Here is a 20,887-nt window from a genome sequence, read left to right as displayed (position 1 = left end):
ACCACTACCTCTTGGGCCGCATGACGCGAGTTCACCTGCGGCACGAGAAAACCCCGCACCTACCTCACAAGGAACGTCAGATGCGCGTATTCGTCGCCGGGGGGACCGGCCATTCCGGTTCCTACATCATCCCCGAACTCATCGCCGCAGGACACGAGGTCACCGGCCTGGCCCGGTCGGACGCTTCCGCGGCGGCCCTGTCCGCGCTCGGCGCGAAGGTCCGCCGCGGCGACCTCCAGGACCTCGACGGGCTCAAGGACGCGGCCTCGGATTCCGACGGCGTCATCCACGTCGCCCACCGGCAGGATCTGCTGCCCTCCGGCGGGATGGACGCCGTGGCCGCCGCGGAACTCCCGATCGTGCTCGCGTACGGCGAGGCACTCGCGGGAACCGGAAAGCCACTGGTCGCTGCGGGAAGCATGGGCTCGCCCGGGAACCTGGAGCGGTCGGTCGTCGAGGAGGACCCGGCCCTCCCCGCCGGTGACGAGCACAAGGGCACCCTGCGAGTCCGCAACGTCGTGGAAAGGGCCGTTGTCGACCTCGCCGAGCAGGGGGTGCGATCTTCGGTCGTGCGGATCGCCAACATCGCGCACGGCACGACCGATCGTGCCGGCTTCCTCCCCACGCTGATCGCGCTCGCGAAGGAGAAGGGGTTCGCCGGCTACCCCGGGGACGGTGCGAACCTGTGGAACGCCGTGCACATCCGCGATGCCGCCTCCTTGTTCCGCCTGGCGCTGGAGAAGGGGCCGGCCGGCAGGTACTGGCACGCGGTCGAGGACGGGGGCACCCCGTTCCGCGCGATCGCCGAGGCCATCGCCGGCCGCCTGGGCCTGCCCGCCGTGAGCGTTCCCAACGACGCCCTGATGACGCCGGGGTACTTCGGGTTCCTCACGAACATCGTCACCCAGAGCTACCCGGCGTCCAACCTCATCACCCGCCGCACCCTCGGCTGGGAACCCACCCAGCCCGGACTGCTCGCCGATATGGACAACGGCCACTACGTCCCCGCCCGTTGACGGCGGGAACCCCGGATCGTCACGAGGCCGGCAACCGGCACGCTCGGCTTACCTGAAGGACGTCAAGATATGAAGACGGTGGGATTCATCGGAAGCGGAAGCATCGGCAGGACCCTCGCGCGGCTCGCTGTCGGGGCCGGGCACCACGTGGTGCTCAGCAACTCGCGTGGTCCCGAAACGCTCGTGGACACGGTCGCGGAACTGGGGCCGCGGGCGTTCGCGGCGACGAGCGAAGAGGCCGCAGCGGTCGGTGACATGGTCGTGATCACGGTGCCGGTCAGCGCCTTCCCCCTCATGCCCGCCGCGCGACTGGCCGGCAAGGCGGTCATCGACACCTGCAACTACGGCCCCGAGCGTGACGGGCACATCCCCGAACTCGACAGCAAATCCCTCACCTCGAGCGAGCTGCTCCTGCGGCACATCCCGGACGCCCTGCTGGTGAAGGCGTTCAACACCATCTTCTTCAAGCACCTGCTGTCACTCGCCCGCCCGGCAGGGGCGGCCGACCGCTCCTCCCTGCCGATCGCCGGAGACTCCGCGCCGGCGAAGGCCACGGTGACCGCATTCATCGAATCCATCGGCTACAACGTGGTGGACACGGGAACCCTGGCGGGCAGTTGGCGGCAGGCGACGGGCACGCCTGTATGGGGAACACCGTACGGGCCGTACTCGAACGAGAAGGGCCGGCCGGCCGGCGAGGACGCCATCCGCGCGGCACTGGCCGCCGCAACGCCGTAACCGTCGATCCCCGCGGACCGTGACGCGGTCCGGCCGTGCCATGCCCCCGCCCGGGGCACACCGGGTGGGGGCAGCGGGCCGAGGAATGAGACCGGGCGGCACCGGGAAGCTCCGCAGGAGGAGCCGCGGACGACTACCTCGGGCAGGGGGCGCGCCGGCCTCCCCGCAGCGCGACCGGGCCCTCGCGATCAGCCGCCGGCCGGGCGCGCTGGTTCCGGCGGTCCCCTGCTGCCCGTCCTCCCCGCCTCCGCCGCGCCCTCGCGCCACGTCCGCCCTGGCAGCCGGTCCGCTCCCGCGGATCGGCCGTGGTCATGCGAAGACGAGGACCTGGCGGCCGACGACGTCGCCGTGCCCGAGGGACTCGAGGTTCTCGTTGATGTCCGCGAGGTCGACCTTGGTCACGTTGTGCTTGACCAAGCCGCGTTCGGCGAGTGAGAGAACCTCGACGAGGTCGAGGTGGTTGCCCCAGAAGGAGCCCAGGTAGGACAGTTCCATGCCGACGAACGGGAACTGCCGGTGCTCGACGTGGTCGCTCATCAGCCCGACCGCCGCCACCGCCCCCTCGGGACCCAGCAGGGCGAAGTCCATGGAGATGGACTGCTCGCTGCCGACGCAGTCCAGCACCGCGTCGAGCGTCCTGCGGCCCGTGTGCCGTTCGAGCTCGTCCTGGATGGCCTCGGTGGACTTGTCCCGTACGTTGATGCCGTGGTCCGCGCCGTTGTCCTTGGCGACCTCCAGTTTGCGGTCGCTGCGGGCAAGAGCCACCACCACGGCTCCGCTGCCGAGCAGCTTGGCGTACTGGACCGCGTAACTCCCGAGCCCGCCAATGCCGGTGACCGCGACCGTGCGGCCCGGTCCGAGCTTGCCCGCGTCACGCAGTTTGCGCATTCCCCGGTACGGGGTCATGCCCGCGTCGGTCATCGGCGCGAGCAACTCCGGCTTCTTCGCGGCCTCCTTGGAGACCGGAATGACATGCCGGTACTGCACCGCCATGTACTCGGCGAAGCCTCCCGGCGGGCCGAACCCCACCCACCGGCCGTTTCCGCTGCACAGATGCTCGTTGCCCTCACGGCACTGCCGGCATGTGCCGTCACCCCAACTCGGGTTGACCACGACCATGTCACCCTCGGTGTAACCCACCGTCTTCGGAACGCCGCTGCCCAACCCCGCCACCCGGCCGGTGACCTCGTGACCGGGAATGTACGGGAAGTCCACGGGAAACGGTCCCTTGAAATACCCGTCCTGAAGCTGGTAGTCGCTGCGGCATATTCCCGTCGCGGCGACCTTCAGCAGAATCTCGTCCGCCGCCGGATCCGGAACGGGAACCTCCTCGATCCGAAGAGGCTCGTTGTAGCCGTGCATCCGGGCTGCCTGCATGTGCATGAGGTACTCCTCGCTTTCCCTTGGCGGACTGTGGCCATTTCGGTGGGGGTTGGGAAACATGTCATGCCGGACCGAGTCGCGGCTCCTCACCCAGCGTCTCGCGCATGGAGGAGACCTGCAACCTGCCTGGGGGCAGCTGAACACGGGTGTCATCGGCGTCGCCTGCAGTGCCGACTCCGGTGCCGTTGCCTCCGGACGTCCCGGCATTCCCGCGCCCAGGTTCACTGCCCAACTCGGTTCTTTTCGCGCCTACGCAAACCGTCGGTACCTGTGCATGAAACGGCAGCGTACGATTTGCTGCCGACTGGTGGGCATATCACACTGGTAGTCGGCTGCTTCGTGCGAGAGGTCGGCATGAGCAGGTGCGGCGGCGTTGGCCGCTGCTGCCTCGCGGAATGTCGGCTGTTGTGCCACCGCTCACCGATATCGCTGCGAGTGCCGCGCGAATCGGCGGGAGAATCGCAGAAGGGACATCGCAAGAATGAGCACGCATGAGGGTCGCTGCGCGTGTGGCGCGGTGACGTACGGTTTCGATGACGAGCCGTCGTTCGTCGCCAACTGCCACTGCACGGACTGCAAGCGGGCGTCCGGCGGTGAGATGGCGACATTCGCACTCGTCGCCGAGTCGGATTTCCACGTGACGGGTGAGACCACGAGCTTCCACTACCCGAAGAACGCGGAGACGTGTGCGGGCAACGGTCTCGACCGGGTCTTCTGCGTGCGCTGCGGTTCCCGGGTGTACACGAACAACCTGGCCGACTTCCCCGGAGGCGTCTTCGTTCAGGAGGGCAGCCTTGACCGCCCCGATCCGTGGTTCTCCCCCCAGGTCGAGATCTTCACGTGGAGCCGGCAACCCTGGGTGCAGGCGCTTCCCATCCCGCAGTACGACCACGGTGTCACGGCCACGGCGGAGGCATCCTAGAGAGCGCCGGCCGTTGGCAGTTGTCCGGCACGGGGATCACGTGGTCGCGGTGCCGGCGGAGTTGGTGATCCACCTGGCCGGCGGCCTCGGTCCGAGCCGCGTCTCCCGTGACCGCCCGCCGTCACCGACCCGGCCGGTGCCGAGCGGCTCGGCAGGCGGCGCGAGGTGATGGTGCGGGATCCGGAGGTGCCCCTGGCGGTTCGGCCGGCGGTCGTTCGGGCGGAAGGCTGCCCTCCACTGGTGGTGATGCATAACCTCATATGTATGACGATGGGGGATGAACTGCTGCTGCTCGCGATCGATCCGCGTAAGCGGCGGATACGGGGTGGGGGCCGGCTCCGGTTCGCTCTGCGGGCGGCGGAGTTGGCGGAGTTGGCCGCGGGTGGACGGATCTCGCTCGGGGCGCGGCGGATCGAGGTGGTGGAACCCTCGCGCGGAGGGGACCGGCGCCTCAACAACGTGCTTCACAGCCTGTGCCGGGCCACGCCTGCGCCCACCGTGAAGGACTGGCTGCGCGAGACCCCGCGCTCCCTTGTCAGCGAGTACCTGTCCCGTCTGCAGGATCAGAGGGCAGTGCGCGTTCGCCGATGGCGCGACCGCGGCGGCCGAACCCGCCACGACATCCTCTCCGTCGACGTGTCGCGCCGCCGGGCGCTGGTGGCGCATGTCGACACCGTGGTCCGCTCCGGCTCCGCCGCGCCGTCCTCCGCCGAGAGCACCCTCGTCCTTACCGCCCTCGTCCAGGCGGCCGGCCTCGCCCGCACCGTGTACCCCGGTCCGCGCGGCTTCCCTGCCCGCCGCCGTCTGGCTCGGCTCGTCGCCGCTGATCGCCTCGCCACCACGACCGCGCACGCCGCCGTCGCCGACCTGGAGCTCGCGGACGCCCTCGCCACCGGCGTCGACCTCCTCAGCCGCCGTCTCTACGACGAACTCACGGATCTGTACGCCGACTTCACCACCGGCGGCCACAGCCTCGGCCATGACCTGGACCCCGGTGCCTGGTCCGGCGCGGACTCCACCTCACACACGGGCGTTCACCACGCACCCGGCGACCATGGCGGCGCCCACCACGGGGGAGGCGGCGACGGGTGGTGACCCGTACGAGTTCGCCGGCGCCGTCGACTGCAGCGATCGGGAACACCGGCACTGCTCGTTGTACACGGGTGCTGCCTGAGCGGCGGGCTGTCCTGCCAACGCTGCTCAAGCAGCACCCTTGAGTGTCAGTGACGGCGCGTCAGGATTCGGGTTTCGTGGTGGTGGCGCTGGGTGTGGCGGCTGCTTTGCTGACGTGGGGCGAGACGCGTGCTGGGTGCCGGTGTCTCCGTCCGACGTGCGGGGTGGGGCGGGCCCGGAGTTGTCCCGACGGGCCGGCGACGTTCGCTGACCCGATCCGGCGATGTTGCCACATCACCTGCAGCGCCCGGGAGTTCGGCATCCGTGGACTCGGATGAGGTGACGGGACGGCCGTTCCGGTGAAGCGGACTCGTCGCGAGGCGAGCGCCCCGGGAAGCGCGAACCGTCCAGCCGCTCGGACCGCCGCAGCGCGCGCCCCGCGGCGTGCGAGGTCGCGCCGAGTGCACCCCCCGCCGAGCGCCGCCCCGGGTGCCGGCGGGAGCTTCGTGCCAGGCGGCGTCCCTACGGCCTCGGCGTCTCGGCCGCTCGCGGCCTGGTGACGCCCGGGGCGCGGCGGGGGTCGATGCACCGTACATGTTCTCCCGGACCGTGACCGACGGGCCTGCTGGTGCTGGAGGTGTCCAAGGGGCGGGAGTCCGATGAGGAATGCCCGCACCAGGGCTCTTGGCAGGATTGTCAGACGGTCATATAGTCAGGCAATCGATCGCGGGAGCCAAGCCAAAGGGGGCGATATGGCGATGAGTCATGCCATCCCGTCGGAGTACATCACCGACGAGGGGAGGCGCCCGTGAGCGGGTACGAAGTCGTCGTCGCCCGCTACGGGACGCGGCAGACGGTCCGCAGCGAGGTGTTCCTCAACTACGGCCTCTACGGCGAGCCGGACGCGCCGATCGGGATGGACTACTTCTTCTGGGTCGTGCGCAACGAGGCCCGCACCTTCGTGGTCGACACCGGCTTCAGCCGGGCCGGCGGGGCGAACCGCGGGCGCACCACGCTCATCGACCCCGTGGAGGCGTTCACCGCTCTCGGAGTCGACCCGGCCGACGCCCCCACGGTGATCGTGACGCACGCCCACTACGACCACATCGGCAACCTCGACCACTTCGACCGCTCGCAGGTCGTCGTGGCCCGCGCCGAGGTGGACTTCTGGGCCGGGCCGCACAGCCGCCGGGTGCAGTTCCACCACTCCGTGGAGGACGCCGAACTGGCCGAACTGGCCTCCGTCGTCGACAGCGGACGCGCGGTGCTCTTCGACGACCGCGTCACCGTCGCCGACGGCATCGAGGTCATCCGCGTCGGCGGCCACACTCCCGGCCAGAGCGTGGTCCGCGTCGAGACCGCCGACGGCCCGGTGCTGCTCGCCTCCGACGCCGTCCACTACTACGAGGAGAGTGAGAAGGCGATGCCGTTCGTCTCGGTCGCCAATCTCGTCGACATGTACGCCGGCTTCGACACGATCGAGGCCATGGCCGCGGGCGGGGCGGCCCAGGTGGTCAGCGGGCACGACCCGGCCACCCTGGACCGCTTCGGCCGCGACGGCGGCCCGCTCGGCGACGCCACCGCCGTGATCGGCAGGGCGCGGACATGACCGGCGGACGCTTCGAGGGCCGGGTGGCCGTCGTCACCGGCGCCGGAAACGGTCTCGGCCGCGGCAGCGCCCTGCGGCTGTCGCAGGAGGGCGCCCGCGTGGTCGCCGTGGACATCGACGAGGCGGCGGCCCGCCGCACCGCCGCCGAACTGCCCGGCGAGGCCGTTGCCGTGGCCGCCGACGTGGCCGACGAGGAGGCGACCGCACGCTGGGACGCCGCGGCCGTGGCCGCGTTCGGCCGGGTGGACCTCTACCACCTGAACGCCGGGATCTTCGGCACCTTCGCCCCGCTGCCCGAGCTGACCGTCGAGGAGTTCGACCGGGTGCAGGCGGTGAACGTGCGCGGCCAGTTCCTCGGGCTGCGGGCCGCCTTCCGCCGCTTTCGCGCGCAGGGCGGCGGCGGGGCGATCGTGCTCACCGCCTCGATCGCGAGCCTGACCGGCAGCGCCGACCTGCTGGCGTACCAGACGTCCAAGCACGCGACGCTCGGCCTGCTGCGCGGGGCCGCGCTCTACGGCGGCCCGATCGGGGTGCGGGTCAACGCGGTCGCCCCCGGCATCGTGCCGACCGACCTGTTCGCCGCGGCGGCCGGCACGGTCGGCGGCAAGAACGACATGGAGCGGCGGGCGTCCACCACGCCGCTGCGCCGGGCCGGGACCCCGGCGGACATCGCGGCGGTGACCGCGTTCCTGCTCAGCGAGGACGCGGCCTACATCACGGGCCAGGTGGTCTCGGCCGACGGCGGCGCCAGCGTCGTCAACACCGTCCGTCCCTCGGGCGGCGCCGGGGCCTGGCCCACACACGAACTGGACGAAGCGCTGTACGGCACCGCGGTGCCGGCCGGCGGAGACGGAGGGATCGGATGAGCGGACGGATCGGATTCATCGGCCTGGGCAACATGGGCGGGCGGATGGTCAGGCGGCTGGTCGAGAGCGGGCACGAGGTGCTCGGCTTCGACGTCCGGGACGGGCTGGCCGCCGAGGTCGGCGCGCGGCCGGCCGGCAGCGCCGGCGAGGTCGCGGCCGCTTGCGGCACCGTGCTGCTGTCGCTGCCCGACAGCAAGGTGATCGAGAAGGTCGTCGGGGGCGAGGACGGCGTGCTCGCCCACGCCCGCGACGGCCAGATCGTGGTCGACCTCAGCACCGCGAACCCGGCCTCCACCCGGGCACTGGCCGAGCGGTTCGCCGCGAAGGGCGCGGCCTTCCTCGACGCGGGCATCTCCGGCGGCGCGGCCGCCGCCGACAAGGGCGCGCTCACCCTCATGGTGGGAGGCGACGCCGAGGCGCTGGAGCTGGTCCGCCCGGTCCTGGACGCCTTCTCCTCGCGCGTCTTCCCGTGCGGCGAGAGCGGAGCCGGGCACACCGCCAAGGTCCTCAACAACTTCCTGAACGCCGTCGCGCTCGCCTCCACCGCCGAGGTCATGGTCGCCGGCAAGAAGGCCGGCCTCGACCTCGCGGTGCTGCTCGATGTCCTCAACGCCAGTTCCGGGGTCAACTTCGCGACGCTGAACCGCTTCCCGCGGATCATCACCGGCGACTACCTGGAGGGCGGCCTCACCAACGCCCTGATGATGAAGGACGTCACCCTCTACGCCGACCTCGCCGCCGACCTCGGCGTCGCCTCCCTCAACGTGAGCGGCCCGCTGGCCAGCTTCGGTCTCGCGGGCGGCCTCGGCTACGCCGACCGGATCAGCAACACCGTGGTGGACGCGATCGGCGACGTCTCCGGCGGGGTGCGGCTGCACACCGGGAGCGCCGAAGGGGGAGCGGCGTGATCATCATGCCCGGCCGTTCCGCGGAAGTGCCCGACTCGGCACGGAAGTCCGACACTTTCACCGGCCAGGTGTGGGCCGACCCGGTCTTGCCCGCCACCGACGGCGTCGTGATCAACACCGTCTTCTTCGCCCCCGGCGCGCGGACCTTCTGGCACCACCACGAGCACGGCCAGATCCTGCACGTCCTCGCCGGCTCCGGCCTGATCCGCAGCGAGGACGGGCCCGTCGAGCAACTGCGCCCCGGCGACGTGGTGTGGGTGCCGCCGGGCGAGCAGCACTGGCACGGCGCCGGCCCCGGCTCCTATCTCGTCCATCTCGCCATCTCGCTCGGTACCACGGTGTGGGCCGAGGAAGTCGCCGGTGCCACGGGTGCCGGCCCCCGCCCGATGTGAGGACTCCCCGATGACGACAGACGCAACGCACGCCGAGACCTACCAGCGCGGGCTCGACCTGCGCCGCGCGGTGCTGGGCGCCGCGCACGTCGACCGGTCCCTCGGCCAGGTCAGCGACTTCACCCGCCCGGTGCAGGAACTCGTCACCGAGTACTGCTGGGGGGCGGTGTGGGGCCGCGAGGCGCTGGACCGCAAGACCCGCAGCCTGCTCAACCTCGGCATGCTCACCGCCCTGAACCGCTCGCACGAGCTGGCGGTCCACGTGCGCGGTGCCCGCACCAACGGCGCCTCCGTCGCGGAGATCCAGGAGGTGCTGCTGCAGACGGCGGTCTATGTCGGCGTGCCCGCCGCGCTGGAGTCCTTCCGCGTCGCCGAGAAGGTGCTGCGGGAACTGGGCGAGGTCGGGGAGGCGGACGGCGATGAGTGAGAACCAGGGCGGGGTCGCCTTCGTCGGCCTCGGCAGGATGGGCCTGCCGATGGCCTCCCAGCTGGTCCGGGCGGGGGTGCCCACCGTCGGCTTCGACGTCGGCCCCGCGGCCCGCGAGTCCTTCGCCGCTGCCGGCGGCGCCGTGGCGGACTCCGCGGCCGCCGCGGTCGCCGGCGCCGCGACGGTGATCCTGATGCTGCCGGACTCCGGCGTGGTCGAGTCGGTGCTGGGCGACCCGGAGGTCGTCGCTGCGCTGCGGCCGGGGACGACCGTGGTCGACATGAGCTCCTCCGAGCCGGCCCGTACCCGTGCGCTCGCCGGGAAGCTCGTCGGGCTCGGCGTGGCGATGGTCGACGCCCCCGTCTCCGGCGGCGTGGCGCGGGCTGGCACCGGCGAACTCGCGGTGATGGTCGGCGGGGAGGACACCGACGTGGCACGGGTCGAACCGCTGCTGACCCGTCTCGGGACCCTGTACCGCTCCGGCGGTATCGGCAGCGGCCACGCGGTGAAGGCCCTCAACAACCTGATGTCGGCCACGCACCTGCTGGTCACCAGCGAGGCCGTGCTCGCCGGACGGCGGTTCGGCCTCGACCCGGCCCGGGTGCTGGAGATCGTCAACGCCTCCAGCGGGCGCAGTGGTTCCAGCGAGAACAAGTGGCCCCGCTTCGTGCTGCCCGGCAGCTACGACTCCGGTTTCGGCCTGCGGCTGATGCTCAAGGACATGCGGATCGCCGTGGCCCTGGCCGAGCAGGTGGGGCTGCCCAGCCGGCTGGGCGCCGACGCGGTCGAGGTATGGGCCCGGGCGGCCGAGGAACTGCCCGCCGACGCCGACCACACCGAGATCGCCCGCTGGCTCGACGAGCACGCCCCACCGCCCGCGGGCGCGTGACCACCGTCCCCGTACGGGCAACCCCGAAGGCCGCTCCGGAAAGGGCGCGGGGCGCCCACCGCACGAGAAAAGGCACACCATGACACTCAACGCCCGCCAGGAAGAGATCAAGGCGCGGTTCATCGAGGTACGCGGGACGTGGAGCCCGAGCTGGGAGTCGATCCTGCGCCTCGATCCCGAGTTCCTTCTCGCCTACCTCGACTTCTCCGCCGTGCCCTGGCGGCAGAACCACCTGACGCCTCAGGTGAAGGAACTGATCTACATAGCCGTCGACGCCAACGCGACGCACATGTACCTGCCCGGGGTGCGCCAGCACGTACGCGCCGCCCTGGACGTCGGCGTGACCCCGGCCCAGATCATGGAGGTGCTGGAGCTGTGCGCCACGCTCGGCATCCACGCCATGAACATCGGCGTGCCGGTCCTGGTCCAGGTCCTCCAGGAGAAGGGGTTGCGCACCGGGCCCGCCCCGCTCACCGAGCGGCAGGAGCAGATCAAGGCGGAGTTCACCGGGAACCGCGGCTACTGGAACCCCTTCTGGGACGACATCCTCGAACTCGACCCCGAACTCTTCGCCGCCTACACCGAGTTCTCCTCCGTGCCCTGGCGCGGCGGCTCGCTGGAGCCGAAGGTCAAGGAACTCGTCTACATCGCCTTCGACACCGCGGCCACCCACCTCTACACCCTCGGTCTGAAGGCCCACATCGAGAACGCCCTCGGTTACGGCGCCACCGCCGAGGAGATCCTGGAAGTGATGGAGATCGCCTCCGTCCTCGGGATCCACGCGGTCACCGCCGCGGCGCCCATCCTCGACGAGGTCGTCGACGAGGTGCGCGCGGCCGGGCAGAACGGCGGGTCCGGGCGATGACGGCGACCTCGTCCGGCCCCGCCGACCAGCCCGGCGCAGCGGACCAGTCCGGCCCCGCAAACCAGCCGGGCGCAGCAGACCAGCCCGGCCGGACGGCCCCCGCCGACCAGGCCCCGGTCCTGGTCACCCGCGTCGGCGAGCGGATCGCCCGGATCACGCTGAACCGCCCGCACAAGCGCAACGCGCTGGACCGGCAGGCCCGCCAGGCACTGCGCGACGCACTGGCGGAGTGCCGGGACGCGAGCGTGGTGGTGCTCGCCGGCGCCGGCGGCACCTTCTGCGCCGGAATGGACCTCTCCCAGCTCGCCACGAAGAGCAGGGACGACGAGGACGAGCTCAATCGCAGCTGGCGGATGGTGCAGGAGGACATCCGGCACCACCCCGCCATCGTCATCGCCTCGGTGGCCGGCTACGCCCTGGGCGGCGGCGCCACCCTGATCAACACCTGCGACCTGGCCGTGGTCGCGGAGGACGCGCGGATCGGCACCCCGGAGATCGGCTTCGGCTTCTACCCCGGCCTCGCCGGGCCGGCTGCCCAACTGCGGTTGTCCGCCAAGCGCGCGGCCTGGATGGTGCTCACCGCCGAGCGCATCGACGGCCGCACCGCCGAGGCGTGGGGCATGGCCAACCTCGCCGTGCCCGCTGCCGAGCTGGACCGGCGGACCCTCGAACTCGCTGAGCGCGTGGCCGGATTCGATCCGGTGGCGCTGGAGTGGTCGAAGAAGGCGCTCTGGCAGATCCCGATGCACATCGGCGAGTGGGGCGCGGCCCTGGAGTTCGGCGCCTATGTCAACGCCGAGATCCACGCGCGCACCCGCTCCCACGAAGGCGCCCTGGAGGGGTTCCTCGGCGGCGTCCGCCACCCCGGGCAGGGGGCCGACCGATGACCGCGGAACCGGCCGCACCCGTGCCCCCGCGTGTGCTGCGGGTGCTGGAGCTGACCGAGAGCGTCGCCGGAGGCGTGTGCGGGCGGCTGTTCGCCGGCCTCGGCCACGACGTGGTGCGCGTCGCCACCGACCCCGCCGACCCGTTGCGGCACCGTGCCCCGCTCAACGCCGACGGGCTGTCGCTGGAGTTCGTCGCCGTGCACGCGGGCAAGCGCGGCCTGGACGCGGCCGGCCCCGACGGCGGGCTGCCGGACGTGCACCGCCTGCTCGCGGACGCCGACGTCCTGGTCCTGGACGCGACCCCGAGCCGGGCCCGCGCGCTCGGCCTCGACCCGGGCGAACTCGCCGCCGCCCACCCCGAACTGGTCACCGTGTGGATCACCGGCTTCGGCCCGTCCGGTCCGTACCGCGACCTGCCCGCCGACAGCCTGCTCGCCGAGAGCTACGGCGGCCTGGCCACCATGATCGGTGAGGCCGGGCGGAAGCCGCTCGCCCTCGGCGGCGAGCAGGCCGCGCACTGCGGGGCCGTCACCGGCTTCCTCGGCGCGATGCTGGGACTGCTGCGCCGCGACGCCGGGCAGGGCGGCGACCTCGTCGAGGTGGCGCTGTGCGACGTCGCCGCGTACATGGACTGGAAGAGCGACGTCAACTGGTCGATGACCGGCCTCGCCCCGGGCCGCGCGGTGCGCGACCAGGGCGACTGGCGGCTGGTGCGCGCGGCGGACGGCTGGGTCGGCTACATCTTCCTGCCGCGGCACTGGCCCGCGGTGGTGGAGCTGATCGGCGACCCGGCGCTGCGCGACCCCGCGCTCGCCTCGGAGGAGGAGCGCAGCGCGCACCCGGAGCGCTGGTGGCCGGTGATCGAGCGGTGGACCGCGCAGCTGCCGGCGCAGGAGGTGTACACCCGCGCCCAGGAGCTCGGCCTGCCCTTCGGCTGGGTGGCCCGCACGTCCGACCTCGCGGCCTCCGAACAGCTCGCCGGCCGGGGCTTCCTCGGCCTCGGGCCGGAGGCCCGCGCCGGCCGGGTGCCGGCCGTCGGCGGCCCGCTGCACGGCGCCGGACTCGGCTGGGACTCCGGCCGGCCGCCGGCCCCGCAGCCGGACACCGCGTGGCTGCCGCGCAAGGAGCCCGCATCCCGCCCGTCCGCATCCCGCCCGCCGGTAGACCTCCGGGCCGCAGCCGAGCGCCCGCCGCTCGACGGGCTCGTCGTCCTCGACTTCGGCACGATCACCGCGGGCGCGGCGGTCACCCGGCTGCTCGCCGACCACGGCGCCACCATCCTGAAGGTCGAGTGGACCGACCGGCCCGACACCTTCCGCACCTGGAAGCTCACCGAGTCCCAGCTGCGCGCCGGAACACCGCCCACCTCGCCCTACTTCCCGTCGAACAACATCGGGAAGCTGGACGTGGCGATCGACCTGAAGACCGCCGAGGGGCAGCGCCTGGTACGCGAACTGGCCCGCCACGCCCACGTGGTGGTGGAGAACTTCCGGGTGGGCGTCACCCGCCGGCTCGGCATCGACGCGGCAACGCTGCTCGCGCAGAACCCGCGCCTGGTGTGCCTGTCGCTGTCCAGCCAGGGCCAGCACGGCCCGGAGGCGGGCAACCGCTCGTTCGGATCGACGCTGGACCTGCTGTCCGGCCTCGCCTCCGTCACCGGCTACCCCGACCGCGGGCCCACCTGGTCCTCGTACGAGGTCAACTACCCCGACCAGCTGGTGTCCCTGGTGGGCGCGGCCGCCGTGGCCTACTGCGTGCAGCAGGACGTCACCGGCGCGGAACTCGACCTCTCCCAGCGCGAGGCGGTGAGCTGGACGCTGTCGGCGCAGATCGCCGACTACGTCGTCAACGGCCACGACGCCCGGGTGACGGGCAACCGCCGCCCGGGGGCGGCGCCGCACGACACCTTCCCGGCCGCGGGCGAGGACAGCTGGCTGGCGGTGGCGTGCACCACCGACGCCCACCGCGCGGCGCTCGCCGGCTGGCTCGGACGCCCCGACCTCGCCGGGCGGGACCCGGCGTGGTGGGACGGCGAGGAGGCGGCCGAGCTGGTCGGTGCGGTCACCGCCGCGCTGCCCCGCGACGAGGCAGCCGCGGCCCTGCTGGCCGCGGGCGTGCCCGCCGTTCCGGTGCTGACCGCCGCCGACCGGGCCGCGACCGCGCGGTTCACCGAGCGCGGCGTGACCTTCGGCGGTGACGGGCCGCCGGTGAAGGGTTCCCCGATGGTGTTCGCCCGCTACTCCCCGGCCGTCCGGCCGGTGGCGCCGGCGATCGGCGAGCACACCCGGGAGGTGCTGACCGGGTTGGCCGGCCTGGCACCCGACGACGTTCGGCGCCTTGAGGGCGCCGGCGCCGTCCACTGCGCCCGGCCGGCGGGACCGGCCGGGGGAGACGACGCACGGAAGGAAGGCGAGAGCCGGTGACTGACGCGATGAGCTCCGCAGGCGGACTCATGAGCGCGGAGATGGTCGCCATCCCCGCGATGGTGATCCGGGGCGGTACCAGCAAGGGGGTCTACCTGCGCGGACGCGATCTGCCCGCGGACCGCTCCCTGTGGGGCCCGTACCTGATCGACATGTTCGGCGCGCGCGACGCCCGCCAGATCGACGGGATCGGCGGCGCGATGCCGACCACGAGCAAGTGCTGCATCGTCGAGGAGAGCGCGCGCCCCGACGCCGACGTGGACTACACCTTCGCCCAGATCGGCATCGGCGAGGAGCGGGTCTACTGGGACTTCAACTGCGGCAACCTCACGCCCGCCGTGGGGACGTACGCGATCCTGGCCGGCCTGGTGCCTGCGGTGCCGGGGCGGACCAGCGTGCGGGTCTACCAGACCAACACCCGCATGCTGCTCACCGTCGACGTGCCGACCGGCCCGGACGGCAGCCCGCTGGTCGCGGGCGACTTCCGGATGGCCGGGGTGACCGGGCCGGGGGCGCCGGTGACCACCGACTTCTCCCGGGCGATCGGCGCCTCGCTGGGCGGCGGCCTCTTCCCGACCGGCCGGCGCACCGACGTGATCACCGTGCCCGGTGTGGGCGAGGTGACCTGCTCGATCCTGGACCTGGCGAACATGTGTGTGTTCTTCCGGGCGGAGGATGTCGGCCTGACCGGCCTGGAGATGCCCGCCGACGGCCCCCTGGGCGTCGCCGAGCGCTTCCACGAGGTGCGGCGGGCCGCCCAGGACCTGCTCGGCGTCGACCACGCCACGACCACGCCCTGGCCGGTGGGGGTCACCGCGGCACGGGACTTCGCGCTCTACGGCGGCGGAACGCTCGCGGCCGCGGACTACGACTTCGCCGTGCGCTTCGCGGGCATCCAGCCGATGCGCGACACCCTGCACGAGGCGTTCCCGGGCACGGCGAGCTGCTGTACGGCGGTGGCGGCGGTGACCGAGGGGACGGTGGTCCACGACCTGTACCCGCGGCGCAAGCCCGGCAGCGTGCTGCTCGCGCACCCCTCGGGTGTCTCGGTCGTCGAGGCGGCCACCCACGACGAGGACGGGGGGTGCGTGGTCGATGCCGTCCGGATCGCGCGTACCGCCCGGCCGATCATGCGCGGGGAGGTGTTCGTGCGGAAGGCGGAGGTCGAGCGGTTGTGCTCGGCGATCCCCGCCGAGGACCGCATCCGGTCGGCAGTGCCGCCCGCCGGGGCCGTCGCTGAGTAATCGCACCACGTCAGGCCTATTGCTGTGCCTCCCTCCGGGAGCTACAGTCGGCACACTTCACGAATTGTCAGTCTGTCAGACAATCTTTCTCATCGGTCCCACGTGCATCGATGGGATGCGTAAGTTCACAAGGAGTCGGTGATGGCAAGACATCACAGCGGACGGGTCGGTACACGGCTCGCCGCGGGTTTCCACGGGCGGCAGGGCCGGCGCAGAGGCGCGCTCGCCGCCGCGGTGGCCGCCGCTGCCCTGGTCCTGAGCGCGTGCGGCGGCTCGGGCTCGGGCAGCTCGGCCAGCGGTGACATCAAACTGGGCATCTCGGTGCCCCTGAGCGGTGCGGTCGGCTCCAGTTGCGCGCCGATGAACAAGGCGATGCTCGCCTGGTTCGACCACGTCAACGCCCAGGGCGGCATCGGCGGCCACAAGATCAAGGTCGACAACCGCGACGACGGCTACGACGCGGCCCGCGCGGTCACCAACACCAAGGCGTTCATCAGCGAGAAGGTCGTCGCGGTCACCGGCCAGTGCGGCAGCCTCCAGCCGCCCGCCCAGCTGCCGCTGCTCAACGCGGCCAAGATCCCGTTCATGTACGTCTTCGGCGCCTCCACCTCGCTGCTGAAGCCGCTGAGCCCGATGTACTTCAACCTCATGCCGACCTACGGCAGCCAGCTCGTCTCCGAGATCCCGTGGGTCTTCCAGCAGCACGGCCCCGGCACGGTCGCCCTGCTGAGCACGGTGACGCCGGACTCGCCCACCACCGCCAAGGAGGTCGAGGCGGCCGTGAAGAAGGCCGGTGGCACCTTCGTCGGCGACTACAACGCCCCTCCCGGCACCGCGGACTTCTCGCCCGAGGTGCTGAAGATGAAGCAGAAGCACCCCGACTACGTCGTCCTGGACCAGATCCCGCAGGACGCCGCCCGGTTCACCCAGGCGATGACCGACAACGGCTTCGCGCCCAACAAGTACCTGGTCGGCTCCAGCGCGGTCTCCCAGCAGACGTTCCTCAGCGGCGTCTCTCCCGCGCTCCAGTCCAAGCTGCTGGTCACCTCCGACACGATCGCGCCCGCCAGTGCCGAGGCCACCGACTGCGTCGCCGTCCTGAAGGCGGCCAAGATCGAGGTCGAGGGCGTGACCCTGCGCGGCTGCGGCACCGCCCAGGTGGTGGAGTCGGTGCTGAAGGCCGCCAAGAAGCCGATCGACAGCCAGAGCGTCGTGGCGGCCATGGAGAGCATGTCGCAGGTGAAGGCCTCCGAGATCTACCCGCCCGTCTCCTTCTCCGCCACCAACCACGTGGGGGTCTCCAACCTCTACGTCTTCGGCGTGAAGAACGGCGCCTTCTACCAGGCCGGCTCGATCGGCGGATGACGGACCGACCGCAAGGACGCGCGGTGGCGCGGCCGTCCGGGCCCCACGGGGACCCGCACGGCCGCCCCCGGCGGAGTGGGAGAACGACATGGGACTTGCTCTATCGGTCATCGTGAGCGGCATCGCCTTCGGGCTGCTCATCGGCATGCTGGCCTTCATCCTCGTCTTCCTCTACAAGACGACAGGAGTGGCCAACTTCGCAGTCGGCAACATCGGCATGTTCGAGACGTTCATCGTCTACGAGCTGTGGAAGGACGGCATGGGCCTGTGGCCCGCGGCCGGCATCGGGCTGGTGTGCAGCGCCGTCTTCGGCGTGCTCATCTACCAGGTGGTGCTGCGGCCCTTCGGCGGCAGCCAGGCCAACACGCTGGTACGCACCGTCGCGCTGTTCCTGCTGCTGGCGGCGATGGCGGACGTCTTCTTCGGCCGCGACCAGCCGTACCACTTCCCGTCTCTGCTGCCCAGCGGAGGCACCAAGGTCGGCGGGGTGCTGCTGCGCTGGTCCGACCTGATCACGGTGGGCATCGTGCTGGTGATCGTCACGGGCTTCGTGGCGATGTTCCGGTACACGCGCACCGGCCTGCAGTTCCTGGCCGTCGCGCAGCGCCCGGAGACCGCGCGGCTGCTGGGCGTGCGCGCCACGCGCCTGTCGACGATCGCCTACATGCTCGCGGGCTGCCTGGCGCTGCTCATCGGCCTGCTGCTGGCACCCAAGCAGCTGCTCTTCTCGCAGATGATGAACCCGATCCTGCTCTTCGCCTTCGCGGCGGCGGTCGTCGGCGGGTTCACCAGCCTCGGGGGCACGTTCGTCGGCGGCATCATCATCGGCGTCGCCACCGACCTGGTCTCCACCTACCTGGGCAGCGACCTGACCCTCGCCAGCGCGCTGGCGATCATGCTGCTCACCCTCGCCGTGCGCCCCAACGGGCTGTTCGGCACCGCCCAGGTGAGGCGGCTGTGAACGCGCCCACCCGAACCCATCACGAAAACGCGGGAGTTGAACCATGCTGACGCGAGCCAGGGACGACGTGGGATGGCCCGCGCTGGTACTCCTGTTGCTGCTGGCGCTCGCACCGCTGGCGGTGACCGGTGTCAGCGAACAGGGCATCCTCGTCGTCGCCATGATCTACGCGGTCGGGGCGGTCGGGCTGGACGTGCTCACCGGCTACTCGGGCCAGTTCTCCTTCGGCCAGTTCGTGTACTTCGCCATCGGCGCGTACGTGATGGCCGCGGTACGCATCCACGCCCACTGGCCGTGGGTGCCGGCCATCATCGCCGGCGTCGTCGCCGCCGCGCTCGTCGCCGCGGTGATCGGCTCGCTCTTCGTGCGGCTGAGGTTCTTCGGCTCCGCGGTGGGCACGTTCTTCCTCGGCGCGGTAGCGGTGGACCTGATCAGCGGCGCCCGGCTGTCCCACTGGACCGGCGGCTCCAACGGCCTGGCCGTGCTGCCCGTCACCATCGGCGCCAACAGCCTCTCCGAAGGCGACTGGCTCTACTACACGGTGTGGATCGCGCTCGCCGTCAGCGTCGCGCTGTGCCTGCGCTACACCAAGGTCCGCGCGGGCATGGCGGCCCGCGTGGTGAAGGAGAACGAGGTCGTCGCCGCCGTCCTCGGCGTGCGGGTCTTCCGCGAGAAGGTGCGCGCCCAGGCCCTGGCCGGAGCGGTCGCCGGGCTCGGCGGGTGCATGCTGGCGCTGGACGTCGGCTACCTGTCGCCCGACACCTTCGGCATCAGCCAGTCCATCGAGCTGTTCGCGATCGTCGCCGTCGGCGGCACCGGCAGCATCGTCGGCCCGGTGCTGGGCGCCGTGTTCTTCTTCAGCCTGGTCAACGGCTTCGCCTCCACCTCGGCGTCCGCCTCGCAACTGCTGTTCTCCCTGGTGGTGCTGGCCGTCGTGGTGCTCTTCAACCGCGGGCTGTACGACCTGGTCGAGCAGGCCGTGCGCAAGCTGTTCGCGCTGCGCCGGGCACCGGCTGCGACCGGTGCGCCGGAGGGCCCGAAGACGGCCCGGGCCGGCGACGCCCCCGTGGCGCCCGACGAGCAGCCGGTGCCCGCGGCCACCGCCGAGGACCGCCCGCGCCAGGCCCCCGCGGGCCCGCCGCTGCTGGTGCTGGAGAGCATCGGCGTCGATTTCGGCGGGGTACGGGCGCTGGGCGGGGTGGACCTGAGCGTCGCCCGCGGCGAGGTGCACGCCGTCATCGGTCCGAACGGCGCGGGCAAGACCACGCTGCTCAACTGCATCAGCGGCATCCAGCCGGCCACGGGCCGGGTGGTCCTGGACGGCGACGACGTGACCGCGCTGCCCGTCTCCGTACGCCGGGGGCGCGGCATCTCGCGGACCTTCCAGCACCCCTCGCTGGTCGCCGACCTCACCGCCCGGCAGAACGTCGAGGTGGGCGCGTACGCCACGCACAACGGCTCCGCCCTGCTGGAGATGGCCGGGCTGCCCGGCACCCGGCGCCGCGACCGGGTCGCCCGTGAACGGGCGGTCGCCGCACTGGAGTTGCTGGACTTTCCGGCGTCCCGCTGGGGCGTGCACGCGGGCGAGCTGACGATGGGCGAGCAGAAGCACATCGACATCGCGCGTGCGCTGGCCAACGAGCCCAAGCTGCTGCTGCTCGACGAGCCGACCGCCGGGCTCGGCGAGGAGGAGATCGACGCCGTCGCCGGCGCCATCGAGGGCGTGCGCCGTGCGGGCGTGACCGTGGTGGTGATCGCCCACCATGTCGGGTTCGTCCGCAGGATCGCCGATCGCTGCACGGTGCTGGACTTCGGTCGGGTCCTCACCTCCGGCACGGCCGGCGACGTGCTGAGCGACGACCAGGTCGTCGATGTGTTCGTCGGAGCCGGAGGGAAGTCATGACCGCGGTGAGCGAGGAGAGGGCCGGCGCCGGCCTGAGCATTCAGGACCTGCACGTGCGTTTCTCGGGTGCGCGGGTGCTCGACGGGCTGTCACTGGCCGTCGCGCCCGGGGAGATCGTCGGCCTGGCCGGCCGCAACGGCGCCGGCAAGACCACCACGCTGCGCGCCATCTCGGGCCTGGCCGCCCGCAGCGGCGGGGTGATCTCGCTGGACGGCGTGCGGCTGCCGGCGCGGCCCGAGGCCGTCGCCCGAGCCGGCGTCGCCCACGTCCCCGAGGGCCGCGGCATCTTCGCCGACCTCACGGTGGAGGAGAACATCCGGCTCGGGATCGTCCGGAAGGTGCCTGCCGAGCGGACGCTTCGGGGCGCGCTGGAGGAGGCGTTCCCGGCCGTCGTGCGGCTGCGCGGCCAGAAGGCCGGCCGGCTCAGCGGCGGCGAGCAGCAGATGGTCGCCCTCTTCCGCGGGCTCATCGGCAGCCCGCGGGTGCTGCTCGTGGACGAGATGAGCCTCGGCCTCTCGCCCCGGGCACTGCGCACGGCCATCGAGGCGCTGGCCGGGCTCGGCCGGGCGCACGGCATCGGCGTGCTGGTCGTGGACCAGAACAGCCGCATGCTGCACGAGCACTGCGACCGGGTCCACCTGCTCAACGACGGGCGGGTCCGGTTGTGGGAGGACGCCAGCGACATCGCGTCGGCGTACTTCGCATGACCGCGCGTCCAGGGGCACTGCCGCGCGCGGCCGGCGGCGCCGTCACGGCCGCGGCCGCCGCCCCGCCGGCCCTCGCGGGGCGGCGGCCGCGGCGGCCGCGAGTGGCGGCCACGGACCGCGCAGGCCCTATGCTGGGTGGGCGCACCGGCTCATTGTCAGACAATGTATGAGCGCCGATCGGCGTCCCCGGCTCCGCCGCCGACATGCAGGGACGCCGGCACCGTGAAACGAAGCACACGGCCGCGAAGGCCGCCTTTGGGAGGACACAG

The 20,887-nt window shown here is 72.0% G+C and carries 19 protein-coding genes; 18 read left to right on the top strand and 1 reads right to left on the bottom strand.

Annotation, left to right across the window (positions count from 1 at the left end):
* The first annotated feature begins 80 nt into the window (after positions 1 to 80).
* Together C4U44_RS19585 and C4U44_RS19580 are read left to right on the top strand one after the other, a co-directional pair.
* Positions 81 to 1,016 carry an SDR family oxidoreductase gene (locus C4U44_RS19585; protein WP_103887157.1) on the top strand — a complete coding sequence of 312 codons (936 nt, stop codon included), beginning with the start codon at positions 81 to 83 and terminating at the stop codon, positions 1,014 to 1,016.
* Positions 1,017 to 1,085: 69 nt separating this feature from the next.
* The gene (locus C4U44_RS19580; RefSeq protein ID WP_407642868.1) at positions 1,086 to 1,754 is read left to right on the top strand and encodes an NADPH-dependent F420 reductase; all 669 of its coding nucleotides are present in this window, start codon (positions 1,086 to 1,088) and stop codon (positions 1,752 to 1,754) included.
* Positions 1,755 to 2,063: 309 nt separating this feature from the next.
* On the opposite strand, the gene C4U44_RS19575 is transcribed toward C4U44_RS19580, so the two are convergent.
* Positions 2,064 to 3,137: an NAD(P)-dependent alcohol dehydrogenase gene (locus C4U44_RS19575; protein ID WP_235032200.1), complete on the bottom strand. Its 1,074-nt coding sequence runs from the start codon at positions 3,135 to 3,137 to the stop codon at positions 2,064 to 2,066.
* Between the two features lie 481 nt (positions 3,138 to 3,618).
* Here C4U44_RS19575 and C4U44_RS19570 point away from each other — a divergent pair, with 481 nt between their 5' ends.
* The 16 genes from C4U44_RS19570 to C4U44_RS19495 all read left to right on the top strand — a co-directional run bounded on the left by C4U44_RS19570 (position 3,619) and on the right by C4U44_RS19495 (position 20,618).
* Positions 3,619 to 4,059: a GFA family protein gene (locus C4U44_RS19570; RefSeq protein WP_103887156.1), complete on the top strand. Its 441-nt coding sequence runs from the start codon at positions 3,619 to 3,621 to the stop codon at positions 4,057 to 4,059.
* Between the two features lie 264 nt (positions 4,060 to 4,323).
* Complete coding sequence (locus C4U44_RS19565; protein ID WP_160145062.1) at positions 4,324 to 5,154, top strand: GOLPH3/VPS74 family protein; 831 nt, start codon at positions 4,324 to 4,326, stop codon at positions 5,152 to 5,154.
* Positions 5,155 to 5,980: 826 nt separating this feature from the next.
* Positions 5,981 to 6,781: an N-acyl homoserine lactonase family protein gene (locus C4U44_RS19560; RefSeq protein WP_103887154.1), complete on the top strand. Its 801-nt coding sequence runs from the start codon at positions 5,981 to 5,983 to the stop codon at positions 6,779 to 6,781.
* On the top strand, positions 6,778 to 7,647 hold the full coding sequence (locus C4U44_RS19555; protein WP_103887153.1) for an SDR family NAD(P)-dependent oxidoreductase: 870 nt from the start codon (positions 6,778 to 6,780) through the stop codon (positions 7,645 to 7,647). The genes C4U44_RS19560 and C4U44_RS19555 overlap by 4 nt, the downstream gene beginning before the upstream one ends.
* Positions 7,644 to 8,555, top strand: a complete 912-nt coding sequence (locus C4U44_RS19550; protein WP_103887152.1) for an NAD(P)-dependent oxidoreductase — start codon at positions 7,644 to 7,646, stop codon at positions 8,553 to 8,555. The genes C4U44_RS19555 and C4U44_RS19550 overlap by 4 nt, the downstream gene beginning before the upstream one ends.
* A gap of 5 nt (positions 8,556 to 8,560) precedes the next feature.
* On the top strand, positions 8,561 to 8,947 hold the full coding sequence (locus tag C4U44_RS19545; protein ID WP_103887415.1) for a cupin domain-containing protein: 387 nt from the start codon (positions 8,561 to 8,563) through the stop codon (positions 8,945 to 8,947).
* A gap of 10 nt (positions 8,948 to 8,957) precedes the next feature.
* Positions 8,958 to 9,374: a 4-carboxymuconolactone decarboxylase gene (pcaC, locus tag C4U44_RS19540; protein ID WP_103887151.1), complete on the top strand. Its 417-nt coding sequence runs from the start codon at positions 8,958 to 8,960 to the stop codon at positions 9,372 to 9,374.
* Positions 9,367 to 10,263: an NAD(P)-dependent oxidoreductase gene (locus C4U44_RS19535; RefSeq protein ID WP_103887150.1), complete on the top strand. Its 897-nt coding sequence runs from the start codon at positions 9,367 to 9,369 to the stop codon at positions 10,261 to 10,263. Before pcaC ends, C4U44_RS19535 begins: the two co-directional genes overlap by 8 nt.
* A 79-nt stretch (positions 10,264 to 10,342) precedes the next feature.
* Positions 10,343 to 11,128 carry a carboxymuconolactone decarboxylase family protein gene (locus C4U44_RS19530; RefSeq protein WP_103887149.1) on the top strand — a complete coding sequence of 262 codons (786 nt, stop codon included), beginning with the start codon at positions 10,343 to 10,345 and terminating at the stop codon, positions 11,126 to 11,128.
* Entirely contained in the window at positions 11,125 to 12,015 is an 891-nt protein-coding gene (locus tag C4U44_RS19525; RefSeq protein ID WP_103887148.1) for an enoyl-CoA hydratase/isomerase family protein, read from the top strand. The genes C4U44_RS19530 and C4U44_RS19525 overlap by 4 nt, the downstream gene beginning before the upstream one ends.
* A complete protein-coding gene (locus tag C4U44_RS19520) occupies positions 12,012 to 14,438 on the top strand; it encodes a CaiB/BaiF CoA-transferase family protein (protein ID WP_103887147.1) in 2,427 nt (808 codons plus the stop codon). The genes C4U44_RS19525 and C4U44_RS19520 overlap by 4 nt, the downstream gene beginning before the upstream one ends.
* Positions 14,435 to 15,682, top strand: coding sequence for a PrpF domain-containing protein (locus C4U44_RS19515; RefSeq protein ID WP_146088297.1), 1,248 nt, complete (start codon positions 14,435 to 14,437; stop codon positions 15,680 to 15,682). Before C4U44_RS19520 ends, C4U44_RS19515 begins: the two co-directional genes overlap by 4 nt.
* Before the next feature lie 141 nt (positions 15,683 to 15,823).
* Entirely contained in the window at positions 15,824 to 17,047 is a 1,224-nt protein-coding gene (locus tag C4U44_RS19510) for an ABC transporter substrate-binding protein (protein WP_103887145.1), read from the top strand.
* Between the two features lie 88 nt (positions 17,048 to 17,135).
* Positions 17,136 to 18,008: a branched-chain amino acid ABC transporter permease gene (locus tag C4U44_RS19505; RefSeq protein WP_103887144.1), complete on the top strand. Its 873-nt coding sequence runs from the start codon at positions 17,136 to 17,138 to the stop codon at positions 18,006 to 18,008.
* A 43-nt stretch (positions 18,009 to 18,051) separates the two neighbouring features.
* Complete coding sequence (locus C4U44_RS19500; RefSeq protein ID WP_103887143.1) at positions 18,052 to 19,911, top strand: branched-chain amino acid ABC transporter ATP-binding protein/permease; 1,860 nt, start codon at positions 18,052 to 18,054, stop codon at positions 19,909 to 19,911.
* Positions 19,908 to 20,618, top strand: a complete 711-nt coding sequence (locus tag C4U44_RS19495) for an ABC transporter ATP-binding protein (RefSeq protein WP_103887142.1) — start codon at positions 19,908 to 19,910, stop codon at positions 20,616 to 20,618. The genes C4U44_RS19500 and C4U44_RS19495 overlap by 4 nt, the downstream gene beginning before the upstream one ends.
* The last annotated feature ends 269 nt before the right edge of the window (positions 20,619 to 20,887 follow it).

This window comes from Actinacidiphila yanglinensis (assembly GCF_900107965.1).
In the GTDB taxonomy this organism is placed as follows: Bacteria; Actinomycetota; Actinomycetes; order Streptomycetales; family Streptomycetaceae; genus Actinacidiphila; species Actinacidiphila yanglinensis.
The sequence above is the reverse complement of the archived record's forward strand: the minus strand, read 5'-3'. Positions and strand labels throughout refer to the sequence as shown.

Bases quoted from the DNA above. Each gene is read 5' to 3' on its own strand.
- C4U44_RS19585 (WP_103887157.1), top strand. From the start codon at position 81: ATGCGCGTATTCGTCGCCGGGGGGACCGGCCATTCCGGTTCCTACATC.
- C4U44_RS19580 (WP_407642868.1), top strand. From the start codon at position 1,086: ATGAAGACGGTGGGATTCATCGGAAGCGGAAGCATCGGCAGGACCCTC.
- C4U44_RS19575 (WP_235032200.1), bottom strand. From the start codon at position 3,137: ATGCACATGCAGGCAGCCCGGATGCACGGCTACAACGAGCCTCTTCGG.
- C4U44_RS19570 (WP_103887156.1), top strand. From the start codon at position 3,619: ATGAGCACGCATGAGGGTCGCTGCGCGTGTGGCGCGGTGACGTACGGT.
- C4U44_RS19565 (WP_160145062.1), top strand. From the start codon at position 4,324: ATGACGATGGGGGATGAACTGCTGCTGCTCGCGATCGATCCGCGTAAG.
- C4U44_RS19555 (WP_103887153.1), top strand. From the start codon at position 6,778: ATGACCGGCGGACGCTTCGAGGGCCGGGTGGCCGTCGTCACCGGCGCC.
- C4U44_RS19550 (WP_103887152.1), top strand. From the start codon at position 7,644: ATGAGCGGACGGATCGGATTCATCGGCCTGGGCAACATGGGCGGGCGG.
- C4U44_RS19545 (WP_103887415.1), top strand. From the start codon at position 8,561: ATGCCCGGCCGTTCCGCGGAAGTGCCCGACTCGGCACGGAAGTCCGAC.
- pcaC (WP_103887151.1), top strand. From the start codon at position 8,958: ATGACGACAGACGCAACGCACGCCGAGACCTACCAGCGCGGGCTCGAC.
- C4U44_RS19535 (WP_103887150.1), top strand. From the start codon at position 9,367: ATGAGTGAGAACCAGGGCGGGGTCGCCTTCGTCGGCCTCGGCAGGATG.
- C4U44_RS19530 (WP_103887149.1), top strand. From the start codon at position 10,343: ATGACACTCAACGCCCGCCAGGAAGAGATCAAGGCGCGGTTCATCGAG.
- C4U44_RS19525 (WP_103887148.1), top strand. From the start codon at position 11,125: ATGACGGCGACCTCGTCCGGCCCCGCCGACCAGCCCGGCGCAGCGGAC.
- C4U44_RS19520 (WP_103887147.1), top strand. From the start codon at position 12,012: ATGACCGCGGAACCGGCCGCACCCGTGCCCCCGCGTGTGCTGCGGGTG.
- C4U44_RS19510 (WP_103887145.1), top strand. From the start codon at position 15,824: ATGGCAAGACATCACAGCGGACGGGTCGGTACACGGCTCGCCGCGGGT.
- C4U44_RS19505 (WP_103887144.1), top strand. From the start codon at position 17,136: ATGGGACTTGCTCTATCGGTCATCGTGAGCGGCATCGCCTTCGGGCTG.
- C4U44_RS19500 (WP_103887143.1), top strand. From the start codon at position 18,052: ATGCTGACGCGAGCCAGGGACGACGTGGGATGGCCCGCGCTGGTACTC.
- C4U44_RS19495 (WP_103887142.1), top strand. From the start codon at position 19,908: ATGACCGCGGTGAGCGAGGAGAGGGCCGGCGCCGGCCTGAGCATTCAG.